This is a genomic window from Microbacterium meiriae (assembly GCF_040686935.1).
Taxonomy (GTDB): Bacteria; Actinomycetota; Actinomycetes; order Actinomycetales; family Microbacteriaceae; genus Microbacterium; species Microbacterium meiriae.
Genome location: NZ_JBFBMF010000003.1, coordinates 488,313 through 510,232, shown reverse-complemented (window position 1 = coordinate 510,232; position 21,920 = coordinate 488,313). Strand labels below are relative to the sequence as shown.

The 21,920-nt window shown below is 69.7% G+C and carries 17 protein-coding genes; 3 read left to right on the top strand and 14 right to left on the bottom strand.

Going from position 1 to position 21,920, the window contains the following annotated elements:
- Positions 1-71 precede the first annotated feature (71 nt).
- The 4 genes from AB0P08_RS12495 to AB0P08_RS12480 all read right to left on the bottom strand — a co-directional run bounded on the left by AB0P08_RS12495 (position 72) and on the right by AB0P08_RS12480 (position 5,583).
- On the bottom strand, positions 72-974 hold the full coding sequence (locus AB0P08_RS12495; protein ID WP_060921471.1) for a MetQ/NlpA family ABC transporter substrate-binding protein: 903 nt from the start codon (positions 972-974) through the stop codon (positions 72-74).
- A 103-nt stretch (positions 975-1,077) separates the two neighbouring features.
- The gene (locus tag AB0P08_RS12490) at positions 1,078-2,862 is read right to left on the bottom strand and encodes a Na+/H+ antiporter (RefSeq protein ID WP_363590064.1); all 1,785 of its coding nucleotides are present in this window, start codon (positions 2,860-2,862) and stop codon (positions 1,078-1,080) included.
- Positions 2,863-2,901: 39 nt separating this feature from the next.
- Entirely contained in the window at positions 2,902-4,776 is a 1,875-nt protein-coding gene (locus AB0P08_RS12485) for an ABC-F family ATP-binding cassette domain-containing protein (protein ID WP_363590063.1), read from the bottom strand.
- 42 nt (positions 4,777-4,818) lie between these two features.
- Positions 4,819-5,583: an alpha/beta fold hydrolase gene (locus tag AB0P08_RS12480; protein WP_268776812.1), complete on the bottom strand. Its 765-nt coding sequence runs from the start codon at positions 5,581-5,583 to the stop codon at positions 4,819-4,821.
- A 102-nt stretch (positions 5,584-5,685) separates the two neighbouring features.
- On the opposite strand from AB0P08_RS12480, the gene AB0P08_RS12475 reads away from it, so the two are divergent.
- On the top strand, positions 5,686-7,029 hold the full coding sequence (locus tag AB0P08_RS12475; RefSeq protein WP_363590062.1) for an HNH endonuclease signature motif containing protein: 1,344 nt from the start codon (positions 5,686-5,688) through the stop codon (positions 7,027-7,029).
- A 235-nt stretch (positions 7,030-7,264) separates the two neighbouring features.
- Positions 7,265-8,473 carry a Cmx/CmrA family chloramphenicol efflux MFS transporter gene (locus AB0P08_RS12470; protein ID WP_363590061.1) on the top strand — a complete coding sequence of 403 codons (1,209 nt, stop codon included), beginning with the start codon at positions 7,265-7,267 and terminating at the stop codon, positions 8,471-8,473.
- Between the two features lie 108 nt (positions 8,474-8,581).
- On the opposite strand, the gene AB0P08_RS12465 is transcribed toward AB0P08_RS12470, so the two are convergent.
- The 7 genes from AB0P08_RS12465 to rsmA all read right to left on the bottom strand — a co-directional run bounded on the left by AB0P08_RS12465 (position 8,582) and on the right by rsmA (position 16,822).
- Positions 8,582-9,703, bottom strand: a complete 1,122-nt coding sequence (locus AB0P08_RS12465) for a substrate-binding domain-containing protein (protein ID WP_363590060.1) — start codon at positions 9,701-9,703, stop codon at positions 8,582-8,584.
- A gap of 62 nt (positions 9,704-9,765) precedes the next feature.
- Complete coding sequence (gene mmsB, locus AB0P08_RS12460; protein WP_187661979.1) at positions 9,766-11,133, bottom strand: multiple monosaccharide ABC transporter permease; 1,368 nt, start codon at positions 11,131-11,133, stop codon at positions 9,766-9,768.
- Positions 11,130-12,671: a multiple monosaccharide ABC transporter ATP-binding protein gene (mmsA, locus tag AB0P08_RS12455; RefSeq protein ID WP_522727314.1), complete on the bottom strand. Its 1,542-nt coding sequence runs from the start codon at positions 12,669-12,671 to the stop codon at positions 11,130-11,132. Before mmsA ends, mmsB begins: the two co-directional genes overlap by 4 nt.
- Positions 12,672-12,803: 132 nt before the next feature.
- On the bottom strand, positions 12,804-13,817 hold the full coding sequence (locus tag AB0P08_RS12450; RefSeq protein ID WP_187661980.1) for a LacI family DNA-binding transcriptional regulator: 1,014 nt from the start codon (positions 13,815-13,817) through the stop codon (positions 12,804-12,806).
- Between the two features lie 118 nt (positions 13,818-13,935).
- Complete coding sequence (locus AB0P08_RS12445; RefSeq protein WP_268776809.1) at positions 13,936-14,868, bottom strand: 4-(cytidine 5'-diphospho)-2-C-methyl-D-erythritol kinase; 933 nt, start codon at positions 14,866-14,868, stop codon at positions 13,936-13,938.
- A gap of 7 nt (positions 14,869-14,875) precedes the next feature.
- Positions 14,876-15,943, bottom strand: a complete 1,068-nt coding sequence (mgrA, locus tag AB0P08_RS12440) for an L-glyceraldehyde 3-phosphate reductase (protein WP_363590059.1) — start codon at positions 15,941-15,943, stop codon at positions 14,876-14,878.
- Between the two features lie 9 nt (positions 15,944-15,952).
- On the bottom strand, positions 15,953-16,822 hold the full coding sequence (gene rsmA, locus AB0P08_RS12435) for a 16S rRNA (adenine(1518)-N(6)/adenine(1519)-N(6))-dimethyltransferase RsmA (protein WP_268776807.1): 870 nt from the start codon (positions 16,820-16,822) through the stop codon (positions 15,953-15,955).
- A gap of 97 nt (positions 16,823-16,919) precedes the next feature.
- Here rsmA and AB0P08_RS12430 point away from each other — a divergent pair, with 97 nt between their 5' ends.
- Positions 16,920-18,206 (top strand): MFS transporter, encoded by a 1,287-nt coding sequence (locus tag AB0P08_RS12430; RefSeq protein ID WP_363590058.1) that lies wholly within the window; start codon positions 16,920-16,922, stop codon positions 18,204-18,206.
- Here AB0P08_RS12430 and AB0P08_RS12425 read toward each other — a convergent pair.
- Genes AB0P08_RS12425 through AB0P08_RS12415 form a run of 3 tightly spaced genes read right to left on the bottom strand, consistent with a single transcriptional unit; the run spans position 18,185 to position 21,919 of the window.
- A complete protein-coding gene (locus AB0P08_RS12425; RefSeq protein WP_363590057.1) occupies positions 18,185-19,105 on the bottom strand; it encodes a TatD family hydrolase in 921 nt (306 codons plus the stop codon). The two genes, AB0P08_RS12430 and AB0P08_RS12425, sit on opposite strands and share 22 nt — an antisense overlap.
- Positions 19,106-19,122: 17 nt before the next feature.
- Positions 19,123-20,700 carry a methionine--tRNA ligase gene (gene metG, locus AB0P08_RS12420; RefSeq protein WP_363590056.1) on the bottom strand — a complete coding sequence of 526 codons (1,578 nt, stop codon included), beginning with the start codon at positions 20,698-20,700 and terminating at the stop codon, positions 19,123-19,125.
- Positions 20,701-20,749: 49 nt separating this feature from the next.
- A complete protein-coding gene (locus AB0P08_RS12415; RefSeq protein WP_268776803.1) occupies positions 20,750-21,919 on the bottom strand; it encodes a glycoside hydrolase family 1 protein in 1,170 nt (389 codons plus the stop codon).
- Position 21,920: the final 1 nt, after the last annotated feature.

Below are 21,920 nucleotides of genomic sequence, written 5' to 3'. Positions count from 1 at the left end.
TCGGGCAGCGCACGAAGCGCCACCCGATTCTCCCTCATCGAACAGGGGGCGGATCACACCCCGGCGTCCGGTTACTTCTCTTCGGCGTCCTTCTGAACCTTCTCCAGCGAGGCCACGAGGTCCTCGACCGGAGTACGCAGCGCCACCGCGGTGTCGCCGGAGGACTCGAGCAGCCCCGCCTGCACATCCTCGTTCGTCTGGAAGATCTCCACGAGCTTCTGGTACGTCTCGTTGTCCGCGTCCTCCGCACGCGCGGCGAAGATGTTGACGTACGGGAGGGCGTTCGGGTCCTCCGGGTCGTCCTGCGCGATCGCGTCGTCGAACGTCAGTCCGGCGTCCTCGACGAAGTCGTTGTTGATGATCGCGGCGGCGACATCCGGGAGCGAGGTCGGGATGAGCGCACCCTCGAGGGCCGTCACCTTCACCTTCGACTTGTCCGCGTCGATGTCGGCGAGGTCGGAGTACGGCGTGCCGCCGCTCTTGAGCTCGAGCAGACCCGCCTGCTGCAGGACGTTGAGCGCCCGTGCCTGGTTCGAGGCGTCGTCGGGAACCGCGACCGTGTCGCCCTTCTTGATGTCGTCGACGTCGTCGTACTTCGTCGAGTACAAGCCGAGCGGGTAGATGGCGGTCGAGCCGATGGGCGTGAGGTCGGAGCCCGAGGCGTTGTTGTACTCCGCGAGGTACACGATGTGCTGGAACTGGTTGAGGTCGATCTCCCCCTCGGTCAGCGCCGGGTTCGGCTGCTCGTAGGACCCGAAGTCGACGAGCTCGACCGTGATGCCCTCGTCGGCGGCGGCCTCGACGAAGGGCGCCCACTGCGCGTCGCCCTTCCCGACGACACCGATCTTGACGGTCTCGTTCTCGGAGCCGCCGTCGCCGGAGCCCGCGTCGGACGAGGTGGCGCACCCGGCGAGGGCGACGAACAGCGGGACCACGGCGAGCGCGGCGAGGGCGGAGGTGGTGCGGCGGGACATGATGAGGGGTTCCTTCCTGGCGGGACTCGACTACGTTAGGCAGGAGGCCGCGTTGTCGCGGAATCGGGATGTCACACGGCGTCACAGCCGCGCGGGAGGCGGGTCAGTCGAGCTCTTCGATGCCCTGCAGGCGCACCTGCTCCAGGTCGAGACGGGCGGAGATCCGGCGGACGACCATGTCGTCCACGGTGCCGGCGCCGCGGAGCCCGAGCAGGACCTCGCGCTTGCGGTCGAGCAGCGCGAGCTTGAGCCGGGTGTGCTCCTCGTGCCGCACGAGCGGCGACCGCTGGGCGAGGTCGACGTCGGCGGAGGTCGCGATCATCTGCAGCGTCGTGCCGTCCGTCGCCTCGGGGTCCGGGGCGGTCCCGGCCGACACCGCGACGTCCCCCGCGTCTGCGTCCTCGTCCTCGCGACGGCGCGCCTCTCCCCCGGTGCCGTAGGGATCGGGCTCGCCGAGCATCTCGTCCAGCGCGTCGGCCTCGGCGTCGATGAGCGCCTGCTCGCGCGCGAGTGTTCGGGCGTTCGCGAACTCCAGCGCCTGATACCCCTCGGCGCGCACCCGATCGCGCACCTCCTGGCCGATGCCGTGCTCGGCGGCGAGGTCGTCGAGCGCGGCGAGGGCCGCTCCGGAGATCGCCCGCTCGGCGAGCTCGTACTCCTCGTCCTCGGCATGGTCGACCGGGAATCGCGCCCAGCGCACGAGCGCGGGGAGGAGAGGCGCCTGCACGAGGAGGCTGAGCAGGATCACCCCGGCGGTGACGAAGACGATCTCGTCACGGCCGCCCACGACGCTCCCCTCGGAGACGCCGGTCGGCACCGATAGTGCGATCGCCAGCGACACCGCTCCGCGCATGCCGGCGACCGTGGACACGAGTCGGGCGCGGGAGCGGGCGCCGCGCGGCGGGCGTTCGGCCGGGCGACGCTGGAACAGCACGTTGAGGAGCTGGAACACGTACCGGACGGCGAAGAGCGTCGCCCACACGGCGAGCGTCACGAGCACCAGGCGGCCGATGGCGGCGGCGGAGATCTCGTGCGCGACGAACTGCACCTCGAGGCCGATGAGCACGAACAGCGCCCCGTTCAGGAGGAAGACGCCGAACGGCCAGGCCGCGTCGGCCTGTCGGCGCGAGGCCGCCGTCGTCACGCGCGGCGACACCCAGGCGACGATCAGTCCGGCGACGACCACGGCGAGCACGCCCGACGCGTGGACGAGCTCGGCGATGAGGAACGCGGAGAACGGCACGAGCAGCAGCGTGACGTTGATGACGATGGTGGAGGAGATGCGGCGCAGCAGCAGCGTGGCCAGGGCCGCGACCACGATCCCCGCGGCGATCCCGCCCACATACGACACCAGAACGTCCCAGGTGACCGAGAGCGGCGTCACCTGGCCGCCCAGCGCGAGGGACACCGCGATGGCGTAGAGCACGAGCGCGGTGCCGTCGTTGGTCAGGCTCTCGGCCTTGAGCTTCATGAACATCCGACGCGGCAGCAGCCGACCGAGGGCCGCGACGGCCGTGGCGTCGGGCGGTGCGACCGCAGCACCCAGGATGAGCGCGATCTCCCAGGGCATGCCGAACAGCACCCCGATGCCGGCCACCGCGAACGCGGAGGCGACGACGAGGAGCGTGCTCATCGGCACGATGTAGCGGAAGTCGCGGCGGATCGACCGCAGCGACGTGGTCAGGCTCTCCCAGAACAGCATCACCGGCAGGAACAGCAGCAGCACGGTCTCCGGCGGAAGCTGCACCTCGCGCAGCGGCGGGATGAATCCCAGCGCCAGACCGAGGATGACGAGGACGAGGGGCAGCGCGAGACGCACGCGCGGGGCGATCAGGGTTCCGACGAGGATCGTGAGTCCGAGCAGGACGGTTACTTCGAGGCCTTCCATCGCTACTCCCAACAGTCGTGGGAGAAGGATATTCCTCCGTCAGCCGATCTGCTCCGTGAGTTCGAACCAGCGCAGCTCCAGCTCCTCGATCTCGGCCTCCTGCGCCGAGATCGCCTTCATCCGCTCGCCGAGGCCCTCGTAGTCGGACTGGTCGTGGTCGGCGAGGGCGTGCTTGGCCGCGTCGACCTGCTGCGTGAGCTTCTGGATGCGGCGCTCCAGGGCGGCGGCTTCCTTCTGCGCCGCCCGGAGAGCAGCGCCGTCGAGACCGCTGGTTGCGGGGGCCGCTGCCGCGGTCGCCGGGGCCGTCTCGAGGTGCTGTCGCAGGCGCAGGTACTCGTCGACGCCGCCGGGGAGATGCCGCAGGCGCCCCGCGCCGTCCGGCCCCGGGAGGATCGCGTACTGCTGGTCCGTCACCCGCTCCAGGAAGTACCGGTCGTGGCTCACGACGAGGAGCGTGCCCGACCAGGAGTCGAGGAGGTCCTCGATCGCGGCGAGCATGTCGGTGTCCATGTCGTTCGTGGGCTCGTCGAGGATGAGCACGTTCGGCTGGTCGAGCAGCACGAGCAGCAGCTGCAACCGACGCTGCTGGCCACCGGAGAGATCCTTCACCGGCGTCGAGAGCTGGGCGGAGGAGAACCCGAGTCGCTCCAGGAGCTGTCCGGGCGTGAGGTCCTGCGCCTTCGACCCGGCGCCGAGCGTGTACGACGTGCGCAGACCCGAGATGACCACGCGCACGGGGTCGTTCCAGTGCGGCAGGAGTTCGTCGAGGCGCTGCGTGAGCGTGCGCACCTGCACGGTCTTCCCTCGCTTGATCCGCCCCTCGGTGGGCTCGACCGTGCCGGAGATGAGCCCGAGGAGGGTGGACTTCCCGGCACCGTTCACGCCGAGGATGCCCGTGCGCTCGCCCGGGGCGATCCGCCACTCCACGTCCTTGAGCACGGTCTTCCCGCCGGTCCCTGAGCCCGCCTGGGTCCCTGAGCCCGCCTGGGTCCCGGATCCCGCCTGGGTCCCTGAGCTTGTCGAAGGGTACGTCACCCCCACATCGAGCAGGTCGACGACGTCCTTGCCCAGCCGCGAGACGGCGAGCGACTGCAGCGAGACCTTGTCGCGGATCTCGGGCACGTCGGCGATGAGCTCGTTGGCGGCGTCGATGCGGAACTTCGGCTTGCTGGTGCGGGCCGGAGCACCGCGGCGCAGCCAGGCGAGCTCCTTGCGGGCGAGGTTCTGCCGCTTCGCCTCTGTCGCCGCCGCCATGCGGTCGCGCTCGACCCGCTGCAGGATGTAGGCCGCGTAGCCGCCCTCGAAGGGCTCGACGATGCGGTCGTGCACCTCCCACGTCTCGGTGCAGATCTCGTCGAGGAACCACCGGTCGTGGGTCACGACGAGGAGGGCTCCGGCGTTCGCGGGCCAGCGCTTCTTGAGGTGCCCGGCGAGCCACGTGATCGCCTCGACGTCGAGGTGGTTCGTCGGCTCATCGAGCGCGATGACGTCCCAGTCGCCCGTGAGCAGTTTCGCGAGGGACACACGGCGGCGCTGCCCGCCGGAGAGGGAGCCGATCTGCGCGTCCCACGGCAGATCCGTCAGCAGCCCCTCGATCACGTCGCGGACGCGGGCGTCTCCGGCCCATTCGTGCTCGGCCATGTCGCCGACCACGGCGGCGCCGATCGTGATGTCGTCGGGGAGCGTGTCGGCCTGGTCGAGGACGCCGATGCGGGTGCCGCCGCGCACGGTCACGCGCCCGGAGTCGGGTTCCTTCCGGCCGGCGAGCATGGCGAGAAGGCTCGATTTGCCGTCGCCGTTGCGGCCGACGATGCCGATGCGGTCGCCCTCCTCGATGCCGAGGGTCACGGCGTCGAAGACGACGCGGGTCGGGTATTCGAGGTGGAGGGCTTCGGCCCCGAGAAGATGTGCCATGTCCTCTCCAGGGTAGTCGCGCCGCGTCGGGCGGTCGCCCGGTCAGACGAGCGAGGGGGCGAAGAGCTCCGGCAGCGCGGCGGTGAAGACCTCGAAGTGGCTGTACCAGACGGTGTGGGCGGCGCCGGGGATGCTGCGCACCGTCACCCCGCCGTGCTCGAACCGTCGCGCGTCCTCATCGGTCACCCAGGCGCTGGGTTCCGCGCGCACGACGATGGAGCCGGGGGCGGCGGTCCAATGGCCGTCCTCGCCGCAGGAGACGGAGGCCGCCGTCGGCGGGTCGAACCGCTCGGCCGCCCGCGCCTCGACCGTGGCGTCGTCGACGGAGTAGAAAGGACGGAGGCGGCGGAGGTCGGCGGGCGACATCCGCTCGCGGCGGTCATGCTCGTACTGCGACACGAGGACGGCACGATCCTGGCCGCCCTGCAGGGCGAGCGGCGCGTCGACGTAGACCGCGAGGCCCGGGTCGAGGCGGGGCGCGGCGGCGGCGAGCACCGTGGCTCCGAAGGAGTGCCCCACGGCGACGGCGAGGGTGGAGCAGGCGCGGTCCCCCGGGGTGCCCTCGGCATCGCAGCCGGCCGCGACCTGCGCCAGAGTCTCGACGACGGCATCGGCCGCCGACTCGATCGTGAGCTCCGGGTCACGCGGCGAGAGGCCGTGGCCGGGCAGATCGAGCGCCAGCACGCGGAAGCCGCGTTCCACGAGCAGCGGGACCACGCGGTGCCAGCTCTCGGCGGACCCCATCATGCCGTGCAGCAGCACTGCGACGCGGTCGCCCTCCCCGGCTTCGATGACGTTCAGGAGCACGGAGCCAGTCAACCACGGTCGTTATCCTTTCGTGATACGACTTTCGGCCAGATTCCTTCGAACCTTCGTTCGAATGTCAGTGGTCGGTGATGGACTGACGTCATGCCCGCACTGCTCGACGCGACCGACTCCCAGATGGCGATGCTCGCCGATCTGGTGGAGGGGCTGGAAGCGGCGGAGAAGACGCTGAACAGCATGCAGGCGGCCCGCGACGGACTGCTCGCGATGGCGGGGCGGCTTGCGGTCGACATCGCTCGGCAGGCGCGTCATCCGGACGGCGGCGACATGGCGATCCGCACGGTCGCCGCGGAGATCGGGGCCGCACAGCGCGTCAGCGACCGCACGATCGAACGGCGGATGTCCGAGGCCTCCTGGCTGGTCGAGCGGTTCCCCGCCGTCTGGGAGGCCCAAGGCGCCGGGCGGATCAGCGCCGCGCACGCGCGGCTGATCGTGGAGGCGGGCGCTCATCTCGATGACCCGGACGACCGCTCGCGTTTCGCGACGGAGGCGGTCGAGGTGGCCGCTGCGGAGTCTCCGAACCGGATACGCCGGCTCGTGCGCCGACTGGCCGACCGGTTCCAGGAGCGGACGCTCGTCGAGCGACACCGCGACGCCAGGGAGCTGCGCCGGGTCTGGGTGACCGACCTCGAGGATGGCATGGCCGAACTCGGTGCGCGCGGCCCTGCGGCCCTCGTGCACGGCATGTTCGACCGGCTCTCCCAGATGGCGCATGCCGTGCGGGAGGAGAACGCGCGGGCTCGGTGTCGGGAGACAGAGGAGAGCATCCCCGGCGACAGGACCGTGGATCAGCTGCGCGCGGACCTGCTCGCCGACCTCGTCCTGACGGGCGCTCCGGCGGGACATGACTCGGAAGAAGGACTGCTCTCGGAACTTCGAGCGCGCGTCGAGGTCACCGTGCCGGTGCTGACCCTGATGCACGGCGAGCAGGAAGGGACCACGGGCGGCACTCCGATCCTCGCCGCCGAGCTCGACGGGGTGATCCCGATCGATCCGGCCACGGCCCGCCGACTGGCCGGCCGAGCGAGCGGATGGGACCGGGTGCTCACCCACCCGATCAGCGGGGCGCTGCTGGCCGTCGACCGGTATCGCCCGAGCGAAGACCTCCGCCGGCACCTGCGGGCCCGCGATCAACGCTGCCGCTTCCCCGGCTGCGGCCTCGCGCCGCGGAAGTGCGACCTCGATCACAATCACGATGCGGCGCTCGGCGGAGAGACCGTGCACGACAACCTCGCGACCTTCTGTCGACGACATCACATGCTCAAACACCACTCTCCATGGCACGTCGAGCAGGGGCCGGGCGGCGTTCTGGAGTGGACGAGCCCCACCGGCCGGAGCTACATCGACCGACCGCCGCCCCCGCACACCGTGACCTTCGCCGAGGATCCCCCGCGGTCCGCCGCCGACGCGCGGCCCGGCTCCGGCTGAACAGGCGAGCGCACCGATCACGCCTGCATACCGATCACGCAGGCACGCCGATCAGCCGTAGGGTGGAGGGCATGTCGAGTCCCGAATCAGACAGGTCGGGGGCTGCCGGTCACACCGTCAGCCCCGTGAACCACTGATCCCTTCGTCCGCCCTGTCGGCGGGCGCGCGCCGGTGACCCGGGCGCTGACCGTGGTGACGAGAAGCCCTCCTCTTCCCTCTCACCTCGGAGCACTCGATGCCTTTCCCCCTCTATGCCCTCGCCCTGGCGGTCTTCGTCATGGGCACCTCGGAGTTCATGCTCGCTGGACTCCTCCCCGCGATCGCGGACGACCTCCACGTCCCGGTCAGCACGGCCGGTCTCCTCACCTCGGCCTTCGCCGTCGGCATGGTCGCGGGCGCGCCCGCCATGGCCGCGTTCGCGCGCGAGTGGCCGCCGCGTCGCACGCTCATCGCCTGCCTGGCGCTCTTCGCCGCGTGCCATGTCGTCGGCGCGGTGACGTCTGCCTTCGAGCTCCTCCTCGTCATGCGCGTGCTCAGCGCCCTCGCGAACGCGGGGTTCCTCGCCGTCGCCCTGCGCACGGCGACTCTTCTCGTCCCCCGCGAGCGCACCGGACGAGCGCTCGCGGTGCTGCTCTCCGGGACGACCGTCGCCACCATCGTCGGCGTCCCTGCGGGCGCCATCCTCGGCACCGCTCTGAGCTGGCGGGCCACCTTCGCCGCCGTCGCGCTGCTCTGTCTCCCCGCGCTCCTCGGGATCCTCCGTGGAGGGCCGACGACGATCCGGGGCGCGACGCATGGGCAGCCTCGGTCGACATCCGGAGCAGCCCCGGCCCCGGCGCAGCCCGCCAGGAAGGCACCGTCCCTGCGCGCGGAAATCGCCCTCCTGGTGACACCGCCTCTCGCCCTCGCGATGATCCTGGCGGCGCTGGTGAACGCGGGGACCTTCGCGGTCTTCACGTTCCTGGCGCCGATCGTCTCCGAGATCGCCGGTCTGCCCGACGCTGCGGTCTCCGTCGCGCTCGTCCTGTTCGGTCTCGGCTCGTTCCTCGGCGTGACCATCGCCGGTCGATACGCTGATCGGCACTCGGGCGCATCGCTCGCCGTCGGTGGACCGCTGCTCCTGGGCGGCTGGATCGTCCTGGCGGCGGTCGCGGATCAGCCGGTCGTGCTGCTGGTTCTCGTCTTCGTGCAGGGCATGGCCTCGTTCGGCGTGGGAAGCACCTTGATCACCCGCGTCCTGTACGCCGCCTCCGCCGCCCCGACGATGGGAGGGTCCTACGCGACCGCCGCCCTGAACCTCGGTGCCGTGATCGGTCCGGCCTGGGGCGGCTGGGCGCTCGCCAGCGGAGCCGGTCCGCTCTCCCCCGTCGCGGTCGCCGTGACCCTGTCGGCCTGCGCCCTCCTTCTTGCCCTGATCACGCGAAGAAGGCACTCCGGCAGCTGACGCCACGAGGCTGAGCCCTGACAACGGCGACGAGCCGCCCGGACCCGAAGGTCCGGACGGCTCGTCGTGCCCGACGTTCGCGGGGAACGAGGACGGTCTCGCTTCTGCTTACTCGTACGACTTCACGATCTCGAGGAGGCTCGGAACGTTGGCGTACGCCTCGGCCGCGTTCTCCTTGGTCACGATGACCGGCGGGAGCAGGTAGGCCGGGACGACCTTCTTGCCGTTGTCGTACTGGTCGGTGTCGTTGACGTCGACCTCGTCGCCCTTCTGGAGCTGACCGACCATCTTGATGGCCTGCTCCACGAGCAGCGTGGTGTCCTTGTTGATCGTGGAGTACTGCACGCCCTCCATGATCGACTTCACCGACTCGACCTCGGAGTCCTGACCGGTGACCACCGGGACGGGCTTGCCTGCCTGCTGCGCCGAGGTGATGATGGCGCGGGCGAGGGTGTCGTTCGGGGACAGGACGCCGTCGAGCGTCTCCGAGCCGTAGCTCGACGTGAGGATAGAGTCCATGCGACGCTGCGCGTTCTCCGGCTTCCAGCCCTCGGTCGCCGTCTGGGAGATCTCGGTCTGCCCGGAGACGACGTTCAGCGTGCCGTCGTCGATCTTCGGCTGCAGCACATCCATCGCCCCGTTGAAGAACACCGCCGAGTTGGCGTCGTCCGGCGAGCCCGAGAACAGCTCGATGTTGTACGGCGCCTCGTGACCCGCGCGCTCGGCGAGGCCGTCGAGCAGCGCCTGGCCCTGGAGCTTGCCGACCTCGAAGTTGTCGAAGGCGACGTAGTAGTCCACGGCGTCGGTGTTCTCGATGAGACGGTCGTAGGCGATGACCGCGACACCCGCGTCGCGGGCGGCCTCCACCTGCGTGGTGAGCTGCTTGCCGTCCTTGGCACCGATGATGATGACCTTGGCGCCACCGGTGACCATCGCCTGGATCTGGTTCTGCTGCTCGGCGACCGTGTTGCTGGCGGGCGCGTACTGCACGTCCGCCTTGAAACCGGCCTTCTCCAGGCCGTCGGTGAACAGCTGACCGGCCAGGACCCAGTTCTCCGAGGTCTTGTCGGGCAGAGCGACACCGATCGTGGAGCCGGCGTCGAAGCCCGAGGCGGTCTCCTCGCCCGACCCCGAACCCGAGTCCCCACCGCCGCGCTCCGAGGAGCAGCCGGTGAGGGCGAATGCGCCCGCGACGACAAGCGCTGTCGCCGACAGAAGGATCTTCTTCATGTGATCTCTTTCTCTGGTGTGTGCAGGTCCCGCCGCGCCTGCGTTGCGCGACGTGGCCCTTACTATCCGCGCGTCTCCTCGACGGCGGGGGCTTCGTACTTCTGACTGGTGGGGTAGTTGGTCTTCGTGGGATCGAACGTGTCGGTGGCCGGGTCCTGCTTGCGGCCGAGACGGCGCGTGAGGAAGCCGGTGATCGACGGACGACCCTGCTGCTTGTTCCACACGTCGACGCCGACGGCGAACAGCAGCACGAGGCCCTTGATCATCGAGACCACGTCAGCACCGGCGCCGAGCAGCGCGAGGCCGTTGTTCAGGAACGCCATCACCAGACCACCGATGATCGACCCGATCACCGTGCCGATGCCGCCGGAGACGGCCGCGCCGCCGATGAAGACGGAGGCGATCGCGTCGAGCTCCCAGCCGTTGCCGTCCTGCGGGCCCGAGGCGGTCGCCCTCGCGACGTAGATCATGCCGGCGAGCGAGGCCAGGACCGACATGTTCATCATCACGAAGAAGTCCACCCAACGGTCCTTCACGCCCGAGAGGCGCGCGGCCTGGCGGTTGCCGCCGACCGCGTAGATGTGGCGGCCGAAAACGGTGTTGTTCGTGATGAACGAGTAGAGGATGACGAGGGCGAGGAGGATGACGCCCGAGATCGGGAAGCTCGTGCCCTCGCGCCCCGTGGCGAACAGCCAGCCGGCGATGAGGATGACGGCCGAGATGAGGACGACCTTCGTCACGCTCACCCAGATGGGCGCCATGTCGGAGCCCATCTTGCGCTGGATGCGCCGGGTGCGGATCTCCCAGAACACGATCCATGCGACACCGGCGAGCGCCAGCAGCATGGTCGGGATGTTGAACGGCAGGGGCAGGGCGATCTCCGGCAGGTAGCCGGCACCGATGATCTTGAAGCCCTCCGGCACGGGCACGGACTGCGAGTCACCCACCGCCTGGTTCGCACCGCGGAAGAACAGCATGCCGGCCAGCGTCACGATGAACGCCGGCACCCCGACGTAGGCGACCCAGAACCCCTGCCAGGCACCGACGAGCACGCCGACACCGAGACCGAGGAGGATGCCCAGCGGCCAGGGGAGGTTCCAGTCCTGCATGGCCTTCGCCACGACGATGCCCGTGAACGCGGCGACCGATCCGACCGAGAGGTCGATGTGCCCCATGATGATGACCATCACCATGCCGATCGCCAGGATCAGGATGTACGAGTACTGGTTGACGACGTTGATGAGGTTCCCGGAGGACAGCGTCAGTCCGGTGCCCTTGAAGATCCACGTCAGCACCTGGAAGACGACGAGGATGACGACGAGGCTGCCGAGGATGCCGAACTGACGGAGGGTCGACTGCCCTCCCCCGAACATCTTCGTGATGTCCTTGAAGTGGAAGCCGCGCTTCGCGGTGGTCGAGTCGGTGGTCATGCGGATGCTTTCTGGGTCGCGGAGGTCATGCTGCGCATGAGGTCTTCGGGGGTCGCCTGGTCGGCCGGGATGCAGTCGGTGACCCGGCCTTCGAACACGGTGTAGATGCGGTCGGAGATGCCGAGCAGCTCGGGCAGCTCGCTGGAGATCACGATCACGCCCTTGCCCTGGGCGGCGAGCTCGTTGATGATCGCGTAGATCTCGTACTTGGCGCCGACGTCGATGCCGCGGGTGGGCTCGTCGAGGATCAGCAGGTCAGGGTCGGTGAACATCCACTTCGCCAGGACGACCTTCTGCTGGTTGCCTCCGGAGAGCTTGCCGACGCCCTCCTCCACCGACGGGGTCTTGATGCGAAGGGTCTTGCGGTAGCGCTCCGCCACCGAGAACTCCTCGCGGGAGTCGACGACGCCGTTGTGCGCGATCTTGGAGAGCTTCGCCGCGACGATGGACCGCTTGATGGTGTCGAGCAGGTTGAGCCCGAGCACCTTGCGGTCCTCGCTCACGTACGCGAGGCCGTGCTTGATCGCGGCGGCGACGTCGGGGAGCTCGATCTCCTGGCCGTCCTTGACGAGCGTGCCGGAGAGGAACGTGCCGTAGGAGCGGCCGAAGATGCTCATCGCCAGCTCGGTGCGGCCGGCCCCCATGAGCCCGGCGATGCCGACGACCTCGCCACGACGGACGTTGATGCTCGACCCCTTCACGACCATGCGCTCCGGCACGGTCGGATGCTGGACCCACCAGTCCTTGACCTCGAAGAACACCTCGCCGATCTCCGGCGTGCGGTCCGGGTAGCGACTCTCCAGCGACCGGCCGACCATGCCGCGGATGATGCGGTCCTCGTTGATCTCGCCGCGGGAGATGTCGAGCGTCTCCACCGTACGGCCATCGCGGATGATCGTGATCTCGTCGGCGATCTGCTCGATCTCGTTGAGCTTGTGACTGATCATGATCGACGCGATGCCCTTGGCCTTGAGCCCGAGGATCAGGTCGAGGAGGTGCTGCGAGTCGTTCTCGTTGAGCGCCGCGGTCGGCTCGTCGAGGATGAGCAGCTTGACGTCCTTGTTCAGCGCCTTGGCGATCTCGATGAGCTGCTGCTTTCCGACGCCGAGCGTCTTGACCGGGACGTCAGGGTCCTCATCCAGCCCCACGCGGGCGAGGAGCTCGATCGTGCGCTCCTTCTGCGCCTGCCAGTCGATGCGCCCGAAGCGGCGGATCTCGTTGCCGAGGAAGATGTTCTCGGTGACCGAGAGCTCCGGGATGAGCGCGAGCTCCTGGTGGATGATGACGATGCCGGCCTGCTCGCTGGCAGCGATGTCCTTGAAGCGCTGCTCCTGGCCGTACAGGAGGATCTCGCCGTCGTAGGTCCCGTAGGGGTACACCCCCGAGAGGACCTTCATCAGCGTCGACTTCCCGGCGCCGTTCTCGCCGCAGATCGCATGGATCTCACCGGCGCGGACGGTGATCGAGACGTCGGCGAGCGCCTTGACTCCCGGGAACTCCTTGGTGATGCGGCGCATCTCCAGGATCGGGCCTGACACGGTCGGCAACGTTGCTGTGGTGCTCACGGATCTTCCTCGCGACGTGCGGTCACCTTCGATGTGACCGTTCACATCGGTATATCGTCGTCTTCCGCGGGAGCGGTGTCAAGTCCGCGGCGTGTTTTCGTGTCGCTACCGTGATGCAGCGGATTCGCGCGCCCGCAGAAGGGTCTGCAGAGGGCCGAACGCGGGGGGCTTCTCACCGCGGATCTCGGCGAGGAGGATGCGCACGGCGCGTCGGCCGAGCTCGGGGAAGTCCTGATGCACCGTGCTGAGCGTCGGCGCCACGTGCGCCGCGACCGGGATGTCGTCGAAGCCGATCACGCTCACGTCGTGCGGCACGCGCAGCCCCGCATCGCGGAAGCCGTGGAGCAGCCCGATCGCCATGAGGTCGTTCGCCGCGAACACCGCCGTGAAGTCGCGCCGCAGCGAGAGCTCCTTGCCGGCGAAGTAGCCGAAGTCGGCCGTCCAGTCGCCGCGGATCGGTGGGAACGTGGAAAGGTCGGCGTCGCGGAGCGCATCGAGGTACCCGCGCATCCGGGACTCGGCCTCGATCCAGTCCTGCGGGCCGGCGAGATGAAGGATGTCGCTGTGGCCCAGAGCGATCAGGTGCTCCGTGGCCGCCTTCGCCCCCGCCACCTGGTCAGCCGAGAGGCTCACGCCGTCCGATCCCGAGGCCGTCTGCAGGGTCACGAACGGCATCGTGACGTTCATGCCGCGCAGGACATGGAAGACGCGCACCTGCGGCGCGAGCACCACGATGCCGTCGACCTGCTCGCGCTCGAGCTGGCGCACGGCGTTGCCGATCGCCTCCGGCGTGGTCGCGGGGAGATTGAGCGTGGAGACGGAGTACCCCTCCTCCCGCGCCGCGTCCTCGATGCCGGCGATGGACGACGTCGGTCCGAACTCGCCGATCGTCGCGGAGAGGATGCCGAGCATGTTCGACTTGCTCGTCACGAGCGCGCGGGCGGCGAGGTTGGGGCGGTAGTCGAGGACGGCGATCGCGTCGAGGACCTTCGCCTTGGTCTCCGGGCGGATGCTGGGGTGGTCGTTGAGCACCCGGGACACCGTCTGGTGGGAGACGCCGGCGAGGCGGGCGACGTCGCGGATGCTGGGCATGCGGGCACGCTCGGAGGAGGTGGACATCCAGCCTCCTCGCGTGTGCACGGTCACATGACCACTTCATTATGTCTGCCATGACCCCTGGATGCACCTCGACCGCGCGCACACCCCTCGTGTCCCGGACGCGGCGGATCGGGAAGGCTCAGCCGATGATGCGGGCTCCGGGGACGGCGCCGTGCACGTGCAGTGGATCGAGGCCGCCTTCGCGGAGAGCCGTCTGCACCGCCTGCGCGGACTCGGGATCCGCGCAGAGGAGCGCCACGGTCGGCCCTGATCCCGAGACGAGGCCGTGCAACGCGCCGGCCGCGACCCCGCGTTCGATGGTCTGGGCCAGATCCGGTCGCAGGTCCAGGGCGGCCGCCTGGAGGTCATTGTGGAGCGCGTCCGCGAGCTGCCAGGCATCTCCGGTCCGCAGCGCCTGCAGCACCGGGATCGGCACGTCGAGCGAGAGCGGCGGGTCGTCGGCGAGCGCGCCCTCCTCCTCGCGCAGCTCATCGAGCCGGGTGTACACGGCGGGGGTGGACAGCCCCTCGTCGCTGGTCACCAGCAGCCAATCGAAGCGGCCGCGGGCGAGGGCCGGATTCAGCTGATCGCCGCGGCCGGTGCCGACGGCGGTGCCGCCGTGCAGCGCGAACGGCACGTCGGCGCCGAGCCGCGCGGCCAGATCGTGCAGCCGTGCAGCCGAGAGTCCTGTGCCCCAGAGGGCATCGCACGCGACCAGCGCGGCTGCCGCGTCCGCGGAACCGCCGCCCATGCCGCCCGCGACGGGGACGCTCTTGCGGATCCGCAGTGCCACCCCGCCCGGATGATCGGTCGCCATGGCCAGCAGCTTGGCCGCGCGCATCGCGAGGTTCCGGTCGTCGAGCGGAACCGAGCCGTCGTCCTCCACGCCTGACACCGTGAGGGAGAAGTCGTCGGCCTCCCTGGCGATCACGTCCTCGTAGAGCGACACCGCCTGGAAGACCGTCGCGAGGGCGTGATAGCCGTCGTCATGGCGTCCGCCGACCCCGAGGTAGACGTTGATCTTCCCCGGCGCGCGCACGTGCACGGACCGGGAGGACGCGGCGAGGCTCATGAGCGGATCACAGGTCCGACGAGGTCGCCCACAGGTTGACGTCGATGGCGCCGGCGAGCTCGTCGATGCGGCCGAGCTCCTCGTCGGTGAAGGCGGGACCGTCCAGGGCCGCGAGGTTCTCGTCGAGCTGCTCCGTGCGGGACGCTCCGATGAGAGCCGAGGCGACGACCGGGGTGCGCAGCGTCCACTGCAGGGCGAGCTGTGCGAGCGACTGTCCCCGGCCCTGGGCGACCTCGTTCAGCGCGCGGAGCGTCTGGACGGCGTCATCGGTCAGTTTGCCCTTCGGCAGCGAACCGCGCTGCTGCGCGCGCTCGGCGGTGCCGTCACCGAGGTACTTGTCGGTGAGCAGCCCCTGGGCGAGCGGGGTGAAGGCGATGGCGCCGAGGCCCGACTCCTCGAGGGTCTGCGTGAGGCCGTCCTCGATCCAGCGGTTGAGGATCGAGTACGCGGGCTGGTGGATGACGAGCGGCGTCCCCAGCTCCTTCGCCACGGCGACGGCCTCGGCCGTGCGCTCGGCGCTGTAGGAGGAGATGCCGACGTACAGCGCCTTGCCCTGGCGGACCAGGGTGTCGAGAGCGCCGACCGTCTCGGCGATCGGGGTGACCGGGTCGACGCGGTGCGAGTAGAAGATGTCGACGTAGTCCAGCCCCATGCGGGTGAGGGACTGCTCCGCGCTCGCGAGGATGTACTTCCGGCTCGCGTAGTCGCCGTACGGGCCGGGCCACATGTCCCAGCCGGCCTTCGACGAGATGATCAGCTCGTCGCGGTACGGACGCAGGTCCTCCGCGAAGATGCGACCGAAGTTCTTCTCGGCGGAGCCGTACGGCGGGCCGTAGTTGTTCGCCAGGTCGAAGTGCGTGATGCCGTTGTCGAACGCGTGGCGCAGGAGCGCCCGCTGGTTGTCGAGCGGTATGTTGTCGCCGAAGTTCCACCAGAGCCCGAGCGAGATCGGGGGGAGGTACAGGCCGGAGGAGCCGACCTGACGGTAGGCGAACCGTCCGTAGCGGCCCTCGTCGGCGGCGTACGGACGGTGCAGCTCGGGGACATCGGGGCGGAAGCGGGGGGAGTCGGTCACCGTGCCAGATTAGCCGCTGACGCCGGAACCCTCGATCGCCGTTGCGTGCTGGGCGATCCGCTGGTAGTCGTCGACCGTGAGGTCCTCCCCGCGGGCCGTCGGGGCGACGCCGGCGGCGGTCAGCACCTCGATCGCCGCGGCGGAGCTGCCGAAGATCCCGGAGAGGGCCTGCCGCAGCATCTTGCGGCGCTGGTTGAAGGCCGCATCGACGATCGCGAAGGTGCGTCGGCGCTCCTCCACCGGTCCGCGCTCCCCCTCGGAGCGGTCGAAGCCGACGAGGAGGCTGTCCACGTTCGGCACCGGCCAGAAGACCTGCCGGGAGACGTTCCCGGTGAGCTTCCACTCGCCGTACCAGGCGGCCTTGACGCTCGGCGAGCCGTAGATCTTCGATCCGGGCTTCGCGGCCAGGCGCTCGGCCACCTCGGCCTGCACCATCACGACGCCCCGCTGCAGGTACGGGAAGGTCTCCAGGAAGTGCAGCAGGACGGGCACCGACACGTTGTACGGCAGGTTCGCGACGAGGACGGTCGGCTCGCCCGGCAGCTCCGTCACGCGGAGGGCGTCCGCGTCGACCACCGTCAGCATCCCCTCCGGCACGCCGTGCTCGGCCGCGGTCTGCGGCAGGCGGGCGGCCAGGCGGTGGTCGATCTCCACGGCGGTGACCGCGGCCCCCGCCTCGAGGATCGCCAGGGTCAGGGACCCGAGTCCCGGTCCGACCTCCACCACCCGCTCCCCCGGCTGCACGCGGGCGGCCTGGACGATCTTGCGCACGGTGTTCGCGTCGACGACGAAGTTCTGCCCGAGCTTCTTGGTGGGGGTGACATCGAGCTCGGCGGCCAGACGGCGGATCTCGGTGGCCCCGAGCAACGTGACGGTCATGGGTCCATTCTCCCGGATGACGGGCCGTGCCCGGATCCTGGGTGGGTTCCTGGGTGAGTTCCTCGGCAGTGTCCGTGATCATCGCTATCCTTCGGAGGTGCCCTCCCTCGGTGAACTGATCGCTCCGCGGCGCCTGGGCAGGGATTTCCGCTGGCTGCTCGCGTCGTCGTGGACGAGCAACATCGGAGACGGAGTGGCGCTGGCCGCCGCTCCTCTGCTCATCGCTTCGATGACGTCGTCGCCGATCCTCGTGGCCTCCGGTGCCATCCTGCAGTTCCTGCCGTGGCTGCTCTTCGGCCTGCACGCCGGGGCGATCGCCGACCGCTTCGATCGGCGCCGCCTGGTGATGACCGCCAACGCCGTGCGCGCCGTCGTGCTCGCCGCCCTCTGCGTGTTCCTCGTGACGGGAACGGCGAACATAGGGATCGTGTTGGCCGTCGCGTTCCTCTACGGCACCGCGGAGGTCTTCGTCGACACCGCGGGGAGCACGTTGCTGCCGATGCTCGTGAAGCCGGCTGACCTCGGCATCGGCAACGCACGGCTGCAGGCGGGATATCTCGTGGCGAACCAGTTCGCCGGACCGCCGCTGGGCGCCTTCCTCTTCGCCGCCGGGAGCGCGTGGCCGTTCCTCGTCGAAGTCCTGTGCGTGACGCTCGCGATCGTCCTGATCTCCCGGATGGCGCGCACCCCCGTCCCGCCACGGGAGACCGAGACCCACCCGCCGGTGCACACCGACATCGCGGAAGGTCTGCGCTGGCTGTGGCGCAACCCGCCGGTGCGGATGCTCGTGCTCATCATCCTCGTCTTCAACGTGACCTGGGCCGCACCGTGGGGCGTGCTCGTGCTCTACGCCACCGAGCACCTGCAGATGGGGCCCGTGGGCTACGGCGCCCTCACCACGGCGTCCGCGGCGGGCGGCATCGCCGCGACGCTGAGCTTCGGCTGGCTGGAGCGGCACGTGTCCTTCGCGACCCTGATGCGCATCGTGCTCTCGCTCGAAGTGCTCATGCACCTCGCCTTCGCGCTGACCACCACGGGCACGGTCGCCCTCGTCATCATGTTCTTCTTCGGCGCGTACGCCTTCGTGTGGGGCACGATCTCCACGACCGTCCGGCAACGGCTCGTCCCCGCGTCCCTGCAGGGGCGCGTGGCCTCGGTCAACATGGTCGGCGTGTTCGGCGGGATGATCGTCGGCCAGGCCCTCGGCGGCGTCATCGCGCAGACCTGGGGTCTGACGGCGCCCTGGTGGTTCGCGTTCGGCGGTGCGGCGATCACCCTGCTGCTGGTGTGGAAGCCCATCTCGCACATCGTCAGCGCGAAGCCCGTCGCCGAGACCGGGCCGGACGACGTCGAGCCGGAGGGTCAGTCGGCGAACGAGCCGTAGACCCGCACTGTGTTCTCGGCGAGCTGGGCGGAGAGCTCGTCCACGTCCAGGTCGAGCTCGGCGGCCAGGAAGCGCACCGTGATCGGTACGAGGTACGGCGCGTTCGGGCGGCCCCGCAGCGGGACCGGCGTGAGGAACGGGGCGTCCGTCTCGACGAGGAGGCGGTCCCGCGGGGTGACCTTGAGCGCGTCCCGCAGGTTCTGCGCGTTCTTGAACGTCACGTTCCCGGCGAACGAGAGGTAGTACCCGGCATCGGCGCAGACCCGCGCCATCGCCTCGTCCCCCGAGAAGCAGTGGAACACGGTGCGCTCGGGAGCGCCGACCCGCGTCAGCGTCTCGAGCACGGCCTCGTGCGCATCCCGGTCGTGGATCTGCATCGCGATGCCGTGCTTCTTGGCGAGCGCGATGTGCGCCTCGAAGGAGGCGAACTGCGGAGCGCGGCGCTCCGGCTCGGTGCGGAAGAAGTCGAGGCCGGTCTCGCCGATCGCCCGCGTGCGCGGATGCGCGGCGAGCTCGTCGATCACGCCGAGCGCCTCATCGAGACGGCCCTCCTCCGCGTACGTCGGGGCGTCGTTCGGGTGGATGGCGACCGCGGCGAGGACGCGCGGATCGGAGGCGGCGGCCTCGACCGCCCAGCGGGACGACTCGATGTCTCCGGACGCCTGCACGACCCCGATGACGCCGACCGCCTCCGCCCGGTCGAGCTGTTCGACGAGCGAGAGCCCCTGGGTTCCTGAGCCTGTCGAAGCCTGGGTCCCTGAGCCTGTCGAAGGGCCATCGGCGATCTCGAGGTGCGCGTGGTTGTCGTAGACGGGCACGGCGAGGGGTTCCGGGGCCGCCGGGTAGGTCCGATCCTTGCGCCCGTCGCCCGAGCGCTCGCGCACGTAGGTCTCCGCCATGGTGTTCTCCCCGGATGTCAGGCCGTGGACTCCACGCGCGGGAACAACGGAGCGAGGCCGTTGACGCTCGTGCCCGGCTTCAGCACGCCCCAGGCTCCCGCCTCGCGGATGGGCTGGTCCTGCAGGCGGCCGAGGGTCTCCGCGGCGCCGAGGGCGATCCACAGCTTCTCGGTGGACTGCGGCATCACCGGCGACAGCAGCACGGCGAGCGCGCGCAGCCCCTCGGCGCACGTGTAGAGCACGGTGCCCAGACGCTCGCGCTGGTCCTCGTCGCGGGCGAGCGCCCACGGCTCGTTCTCGGTGATGTACCCGTTGAGCGCGTCGACGATGGTCCAGATCGCGGAGATGGCCTCGTCGATGCGGAACTGGCCGATCGCGGCGTCCGCCTTCGTCGCGGCGTCCGCCACGATCTTCTGGATCGCGAGATCCGCCTCGGTGTACGCGGCCGCCGGCGGCACGATGCCCTCGAAGTACTTCTCGATCATCGCGGTCGTGCGCGAGGCGAGGTTGCCGAAGCCGTTCGCGAGCTCGGCCTGGTACCGGGCGGAGAGGTCCTCCCAGGAGAAGGAGCCGTCCTGACCGAACGCGATCGCGGACAGGAAGTAGAAGCGGTACGCGTCGGAGCCGAAGACGTCGGTGATCTCGGTCGGCGCGATACCCGTGAGCTTCGACTTCGACATCTTCTCGCCGCCCACGAGCAGCCAGCCGTGCGCGAACACGCCCTTCGGGACGTCGAGCCCCGCCGCCATCAGCAGCGCGGGCCAGATGACGGCGTGGAAGCGCAGGATGTCCTTGCCGACCACGTGGTAGGCGGGCCAGCGGCGCGCGAAGGTCTCCTCGTCGGAGCCGTAGCCGACGGCCGTGGCGTAGTTGAGCAGCGCGTCGACCCACACGTAGATGACGTGCGACTCGTCCCACGGCAGCGGGATGCCCCAGTCGAAGGTCGAGCGGGAGATCGAGAGGTCCTTGAGGCCCTGGCTCACGAACGAGACGACCTCGTTGCGCGCCGAGTCGGGCCGCACGAAGTCGGGCTCGGTCTTGTAGAGCTCGAGCAGGCGGTCCTGGAACTCGCTGAGCTTGAAGAAGTAGTTCTTCTCCTGCAGCAGCTCGAGCGGCTTCGAGTGGATGGCGCAGACCTTCAGCCCCTCGAACGGACCCGTGCCGTCGACGATCTCCGATTCCGGCTTGAACTCTTCGCAGCCCACACAGTAGAGCGCCTCGTACTCTCCCGCGTAGATGTACCCGCGGTCGTACAGGCGCTGGAAGAACGTCTGCACGTTCGCCTCATGCCGCTCCTGCGTGGTGCGGATGAAGTCGTCGTTCGCGACGTCGAGGGTCTTCAGCAGCGGGAACCAGCTCTCGCTGACGAGCTTGTCGACCCATTCCTGCGGGGTGACGCCGTTCGCCGCCGCGGCCCGCAGCATCTTCTGACCGTGCTCGTCCGTGCCCGTGAGCATCCACGTGTCGTCCCCCGCCTGGCGGTGCCACCGCGCGAGGGTGTCGACGGCCACCGTCGTGTACCCGTGGCCGATGTGCGGCACATCGGAGGGGTAGTAGATGGGCGTGGTGATGTAGAAGGAGTCGCCAGCGGGCATGGGGACAATTCTAGGTGCCCCCATGCCCGTGGTTACGCCGTGCGGCTCGTCAGAGCCCATTGCGGCGGGCGACCTCGCCGAGCCAGGCCAGCGAGGGCTTCGGGAACCGCTCGAAGGTCTCGTGGTCGAAGCCGATGAGACCGAACGTCGGCCGGAATCCGCTCGCCCATTCGTAGTTGTCCAGCGCGCTCCAGTGCTGGTAGGCGCGGACCTCGATGCCGTCGCTGATGGCGCGGTGCAGCCCCTCCAGCGCCCCCTGCGTGTAGGCGATGCGCCGGGTGTCGTCGGCCGTGGCGATGCCGTTCTCCGTGACGAGCACGGGCACGCCGCCGCTGCGCTCCCACGCGCTGCGCACGCCCAGCTCGAGGGCCTCGGGGAAGAACTCCCAGCCCGTGAGTGTCGTCTCCACATCCGGCGACACCGGCAGCGGACCCTCCGGACCGATGAACGTGCGGGTGTAGGCCTGCACGCCCACGAAGTCGTCGCCGGCGGACTGCTCCAGGTACCAGTGGTCACGCGGGTCGCCGTACGTCGCGAGCATCTCGTCCGCGCCGGGCTCCCCCGTGGAGTGGAACGCCTGGGTGGCGATCGTCCACCCCGCCTGCACACCGGTGACCGTGTGCAGGATCTCGGACGCGCGCCGGTGCGCCTGCAGCAGGGTGTCCGCGACGCCGAGGTCGGGGTTCGGGAGGCCGTAGGCGACGAGGTTCGCCGCGTCCTCTCCCCCGGCCAGCATCGCCGCGATGTTCGGCTCGTTGATCGTGCACACGTAGCGCACCCCGTCGAGGATCGGCAGCACCGTCTCGACGTAGCGGGAGAACAGGTCCACCGCGTCGTCCGCACGCCAGAAGCCGTCCTTCTGGAACCACTGAGGCACCGTGAAGTGCATGAGGGTGACCGTCGGGTCCAGACCGTTCTCCCTGGCGGTGTCGATCATGCGGCGGTAGTGGTCGAGCATCGCCCGCGAGACGAACCCGCGCTCCGGCTCGATCCGCGCCCACTCGACCGAGAAGCGATAGGAGTTCAGCCCCGCCTCGGCGAGCAGCCGCATGTCCTCCGGATACCGGTGGAAGTGGTCGGCGGCGTCGCCGGAGGGCTCGACCATGGTCGAGTCCGGCGCGTGTTCCATCGCCCACCAGTTGCTCGTGGTGTTGTTGCCCTCCACCTGGTGGGCGGCGGTCGCGGCGCCCCAGAGGAAGCCGTCGGGGAATGCGAGCACG

Coding starts and splice junctions, on each gene's coding strand:
- AB0P08_RS12475 (WP_363590062.1), top strand. CDS start 5,686: ATGCCCGCACTGCTCGACGCGACCGACTCCCAGATGGCGATGCTCGCC.
- mmsB (WP_187661979.1), bottom strand. CDS start 11,133: ATGACCACCGACTCGACCACCGCGAAGCGCGGCTTCCACTTCAAGGAC.
- AB0P08_RS12485 (WP_363590063.1), bottom strand. CDS start 4,776: ATGGCACATCTTCTCGGGGCCGAAGCCCTCCACCTCGAATACCCGACC.
- AB0P08_RS12490 (WP_363590064.1), bottom strand. CDS start 2,862: ATGGAAGGCCTCGAAGTAACCGTCCTGCTCGGACTCACGATCCTCGTC.
- AB0P08_RS12465 (WP_363590060.1), bottom strand. CDS start 9,703: ATGAAGAAGATCCTTCTGTCGGCGACAGCGCTTGTCGTCGCGGGCGCA.
- AB0P08_RS12450 (WP_187661980.1), bottom strand. CDS start 13,817: ATGTCCACCTCCTCCGAGCGTGCCCGCATGCCCAGCATCCGCGACGTC.
- rsmA (WP_268776807.1), bottom strand. CDS start 16,822: ATGACCGTCACGTTGCTCGGGGCCACCGAGATCCGCCGTCTGGCCGCC.
- AB0P08_RS12470 (WP_363590061.1), top strand. CDS start 7,265: ATGCCTTTCCCCCTCTATGCCCTCGCCCTGGCGGTCTTCGTCATGGGC.
- AB0P08_RS12445 (WP_268776809.1), bottom strand. CDS start 14,868: ATGAGCCTCGCCGCGTCCTCCCGGTCCGTGCACGTGCGCGCGCCGGGG.
- AB0P08_RS12495 (WP_060921471.1), bottom strand. CDS start 974: ATGTCCCGCCGCACCACCTCCGCCCTCGCCGCGCTCGCCGTGGTCCCG.
- AB0P08_RS12425 (WP_363590057.1), bottom strand. CDS start 19,105: ATGGCGGAGACCTACGTGCGCGAGCGCTCGGGCGACGGGCGCAAGGAT.
- metG (WP_363590056.1), bottom strand. CDS start 20,700: ATGCCCGCTGGCGACTCCTTCTACATCACCACGCCCATCTACTACCCC.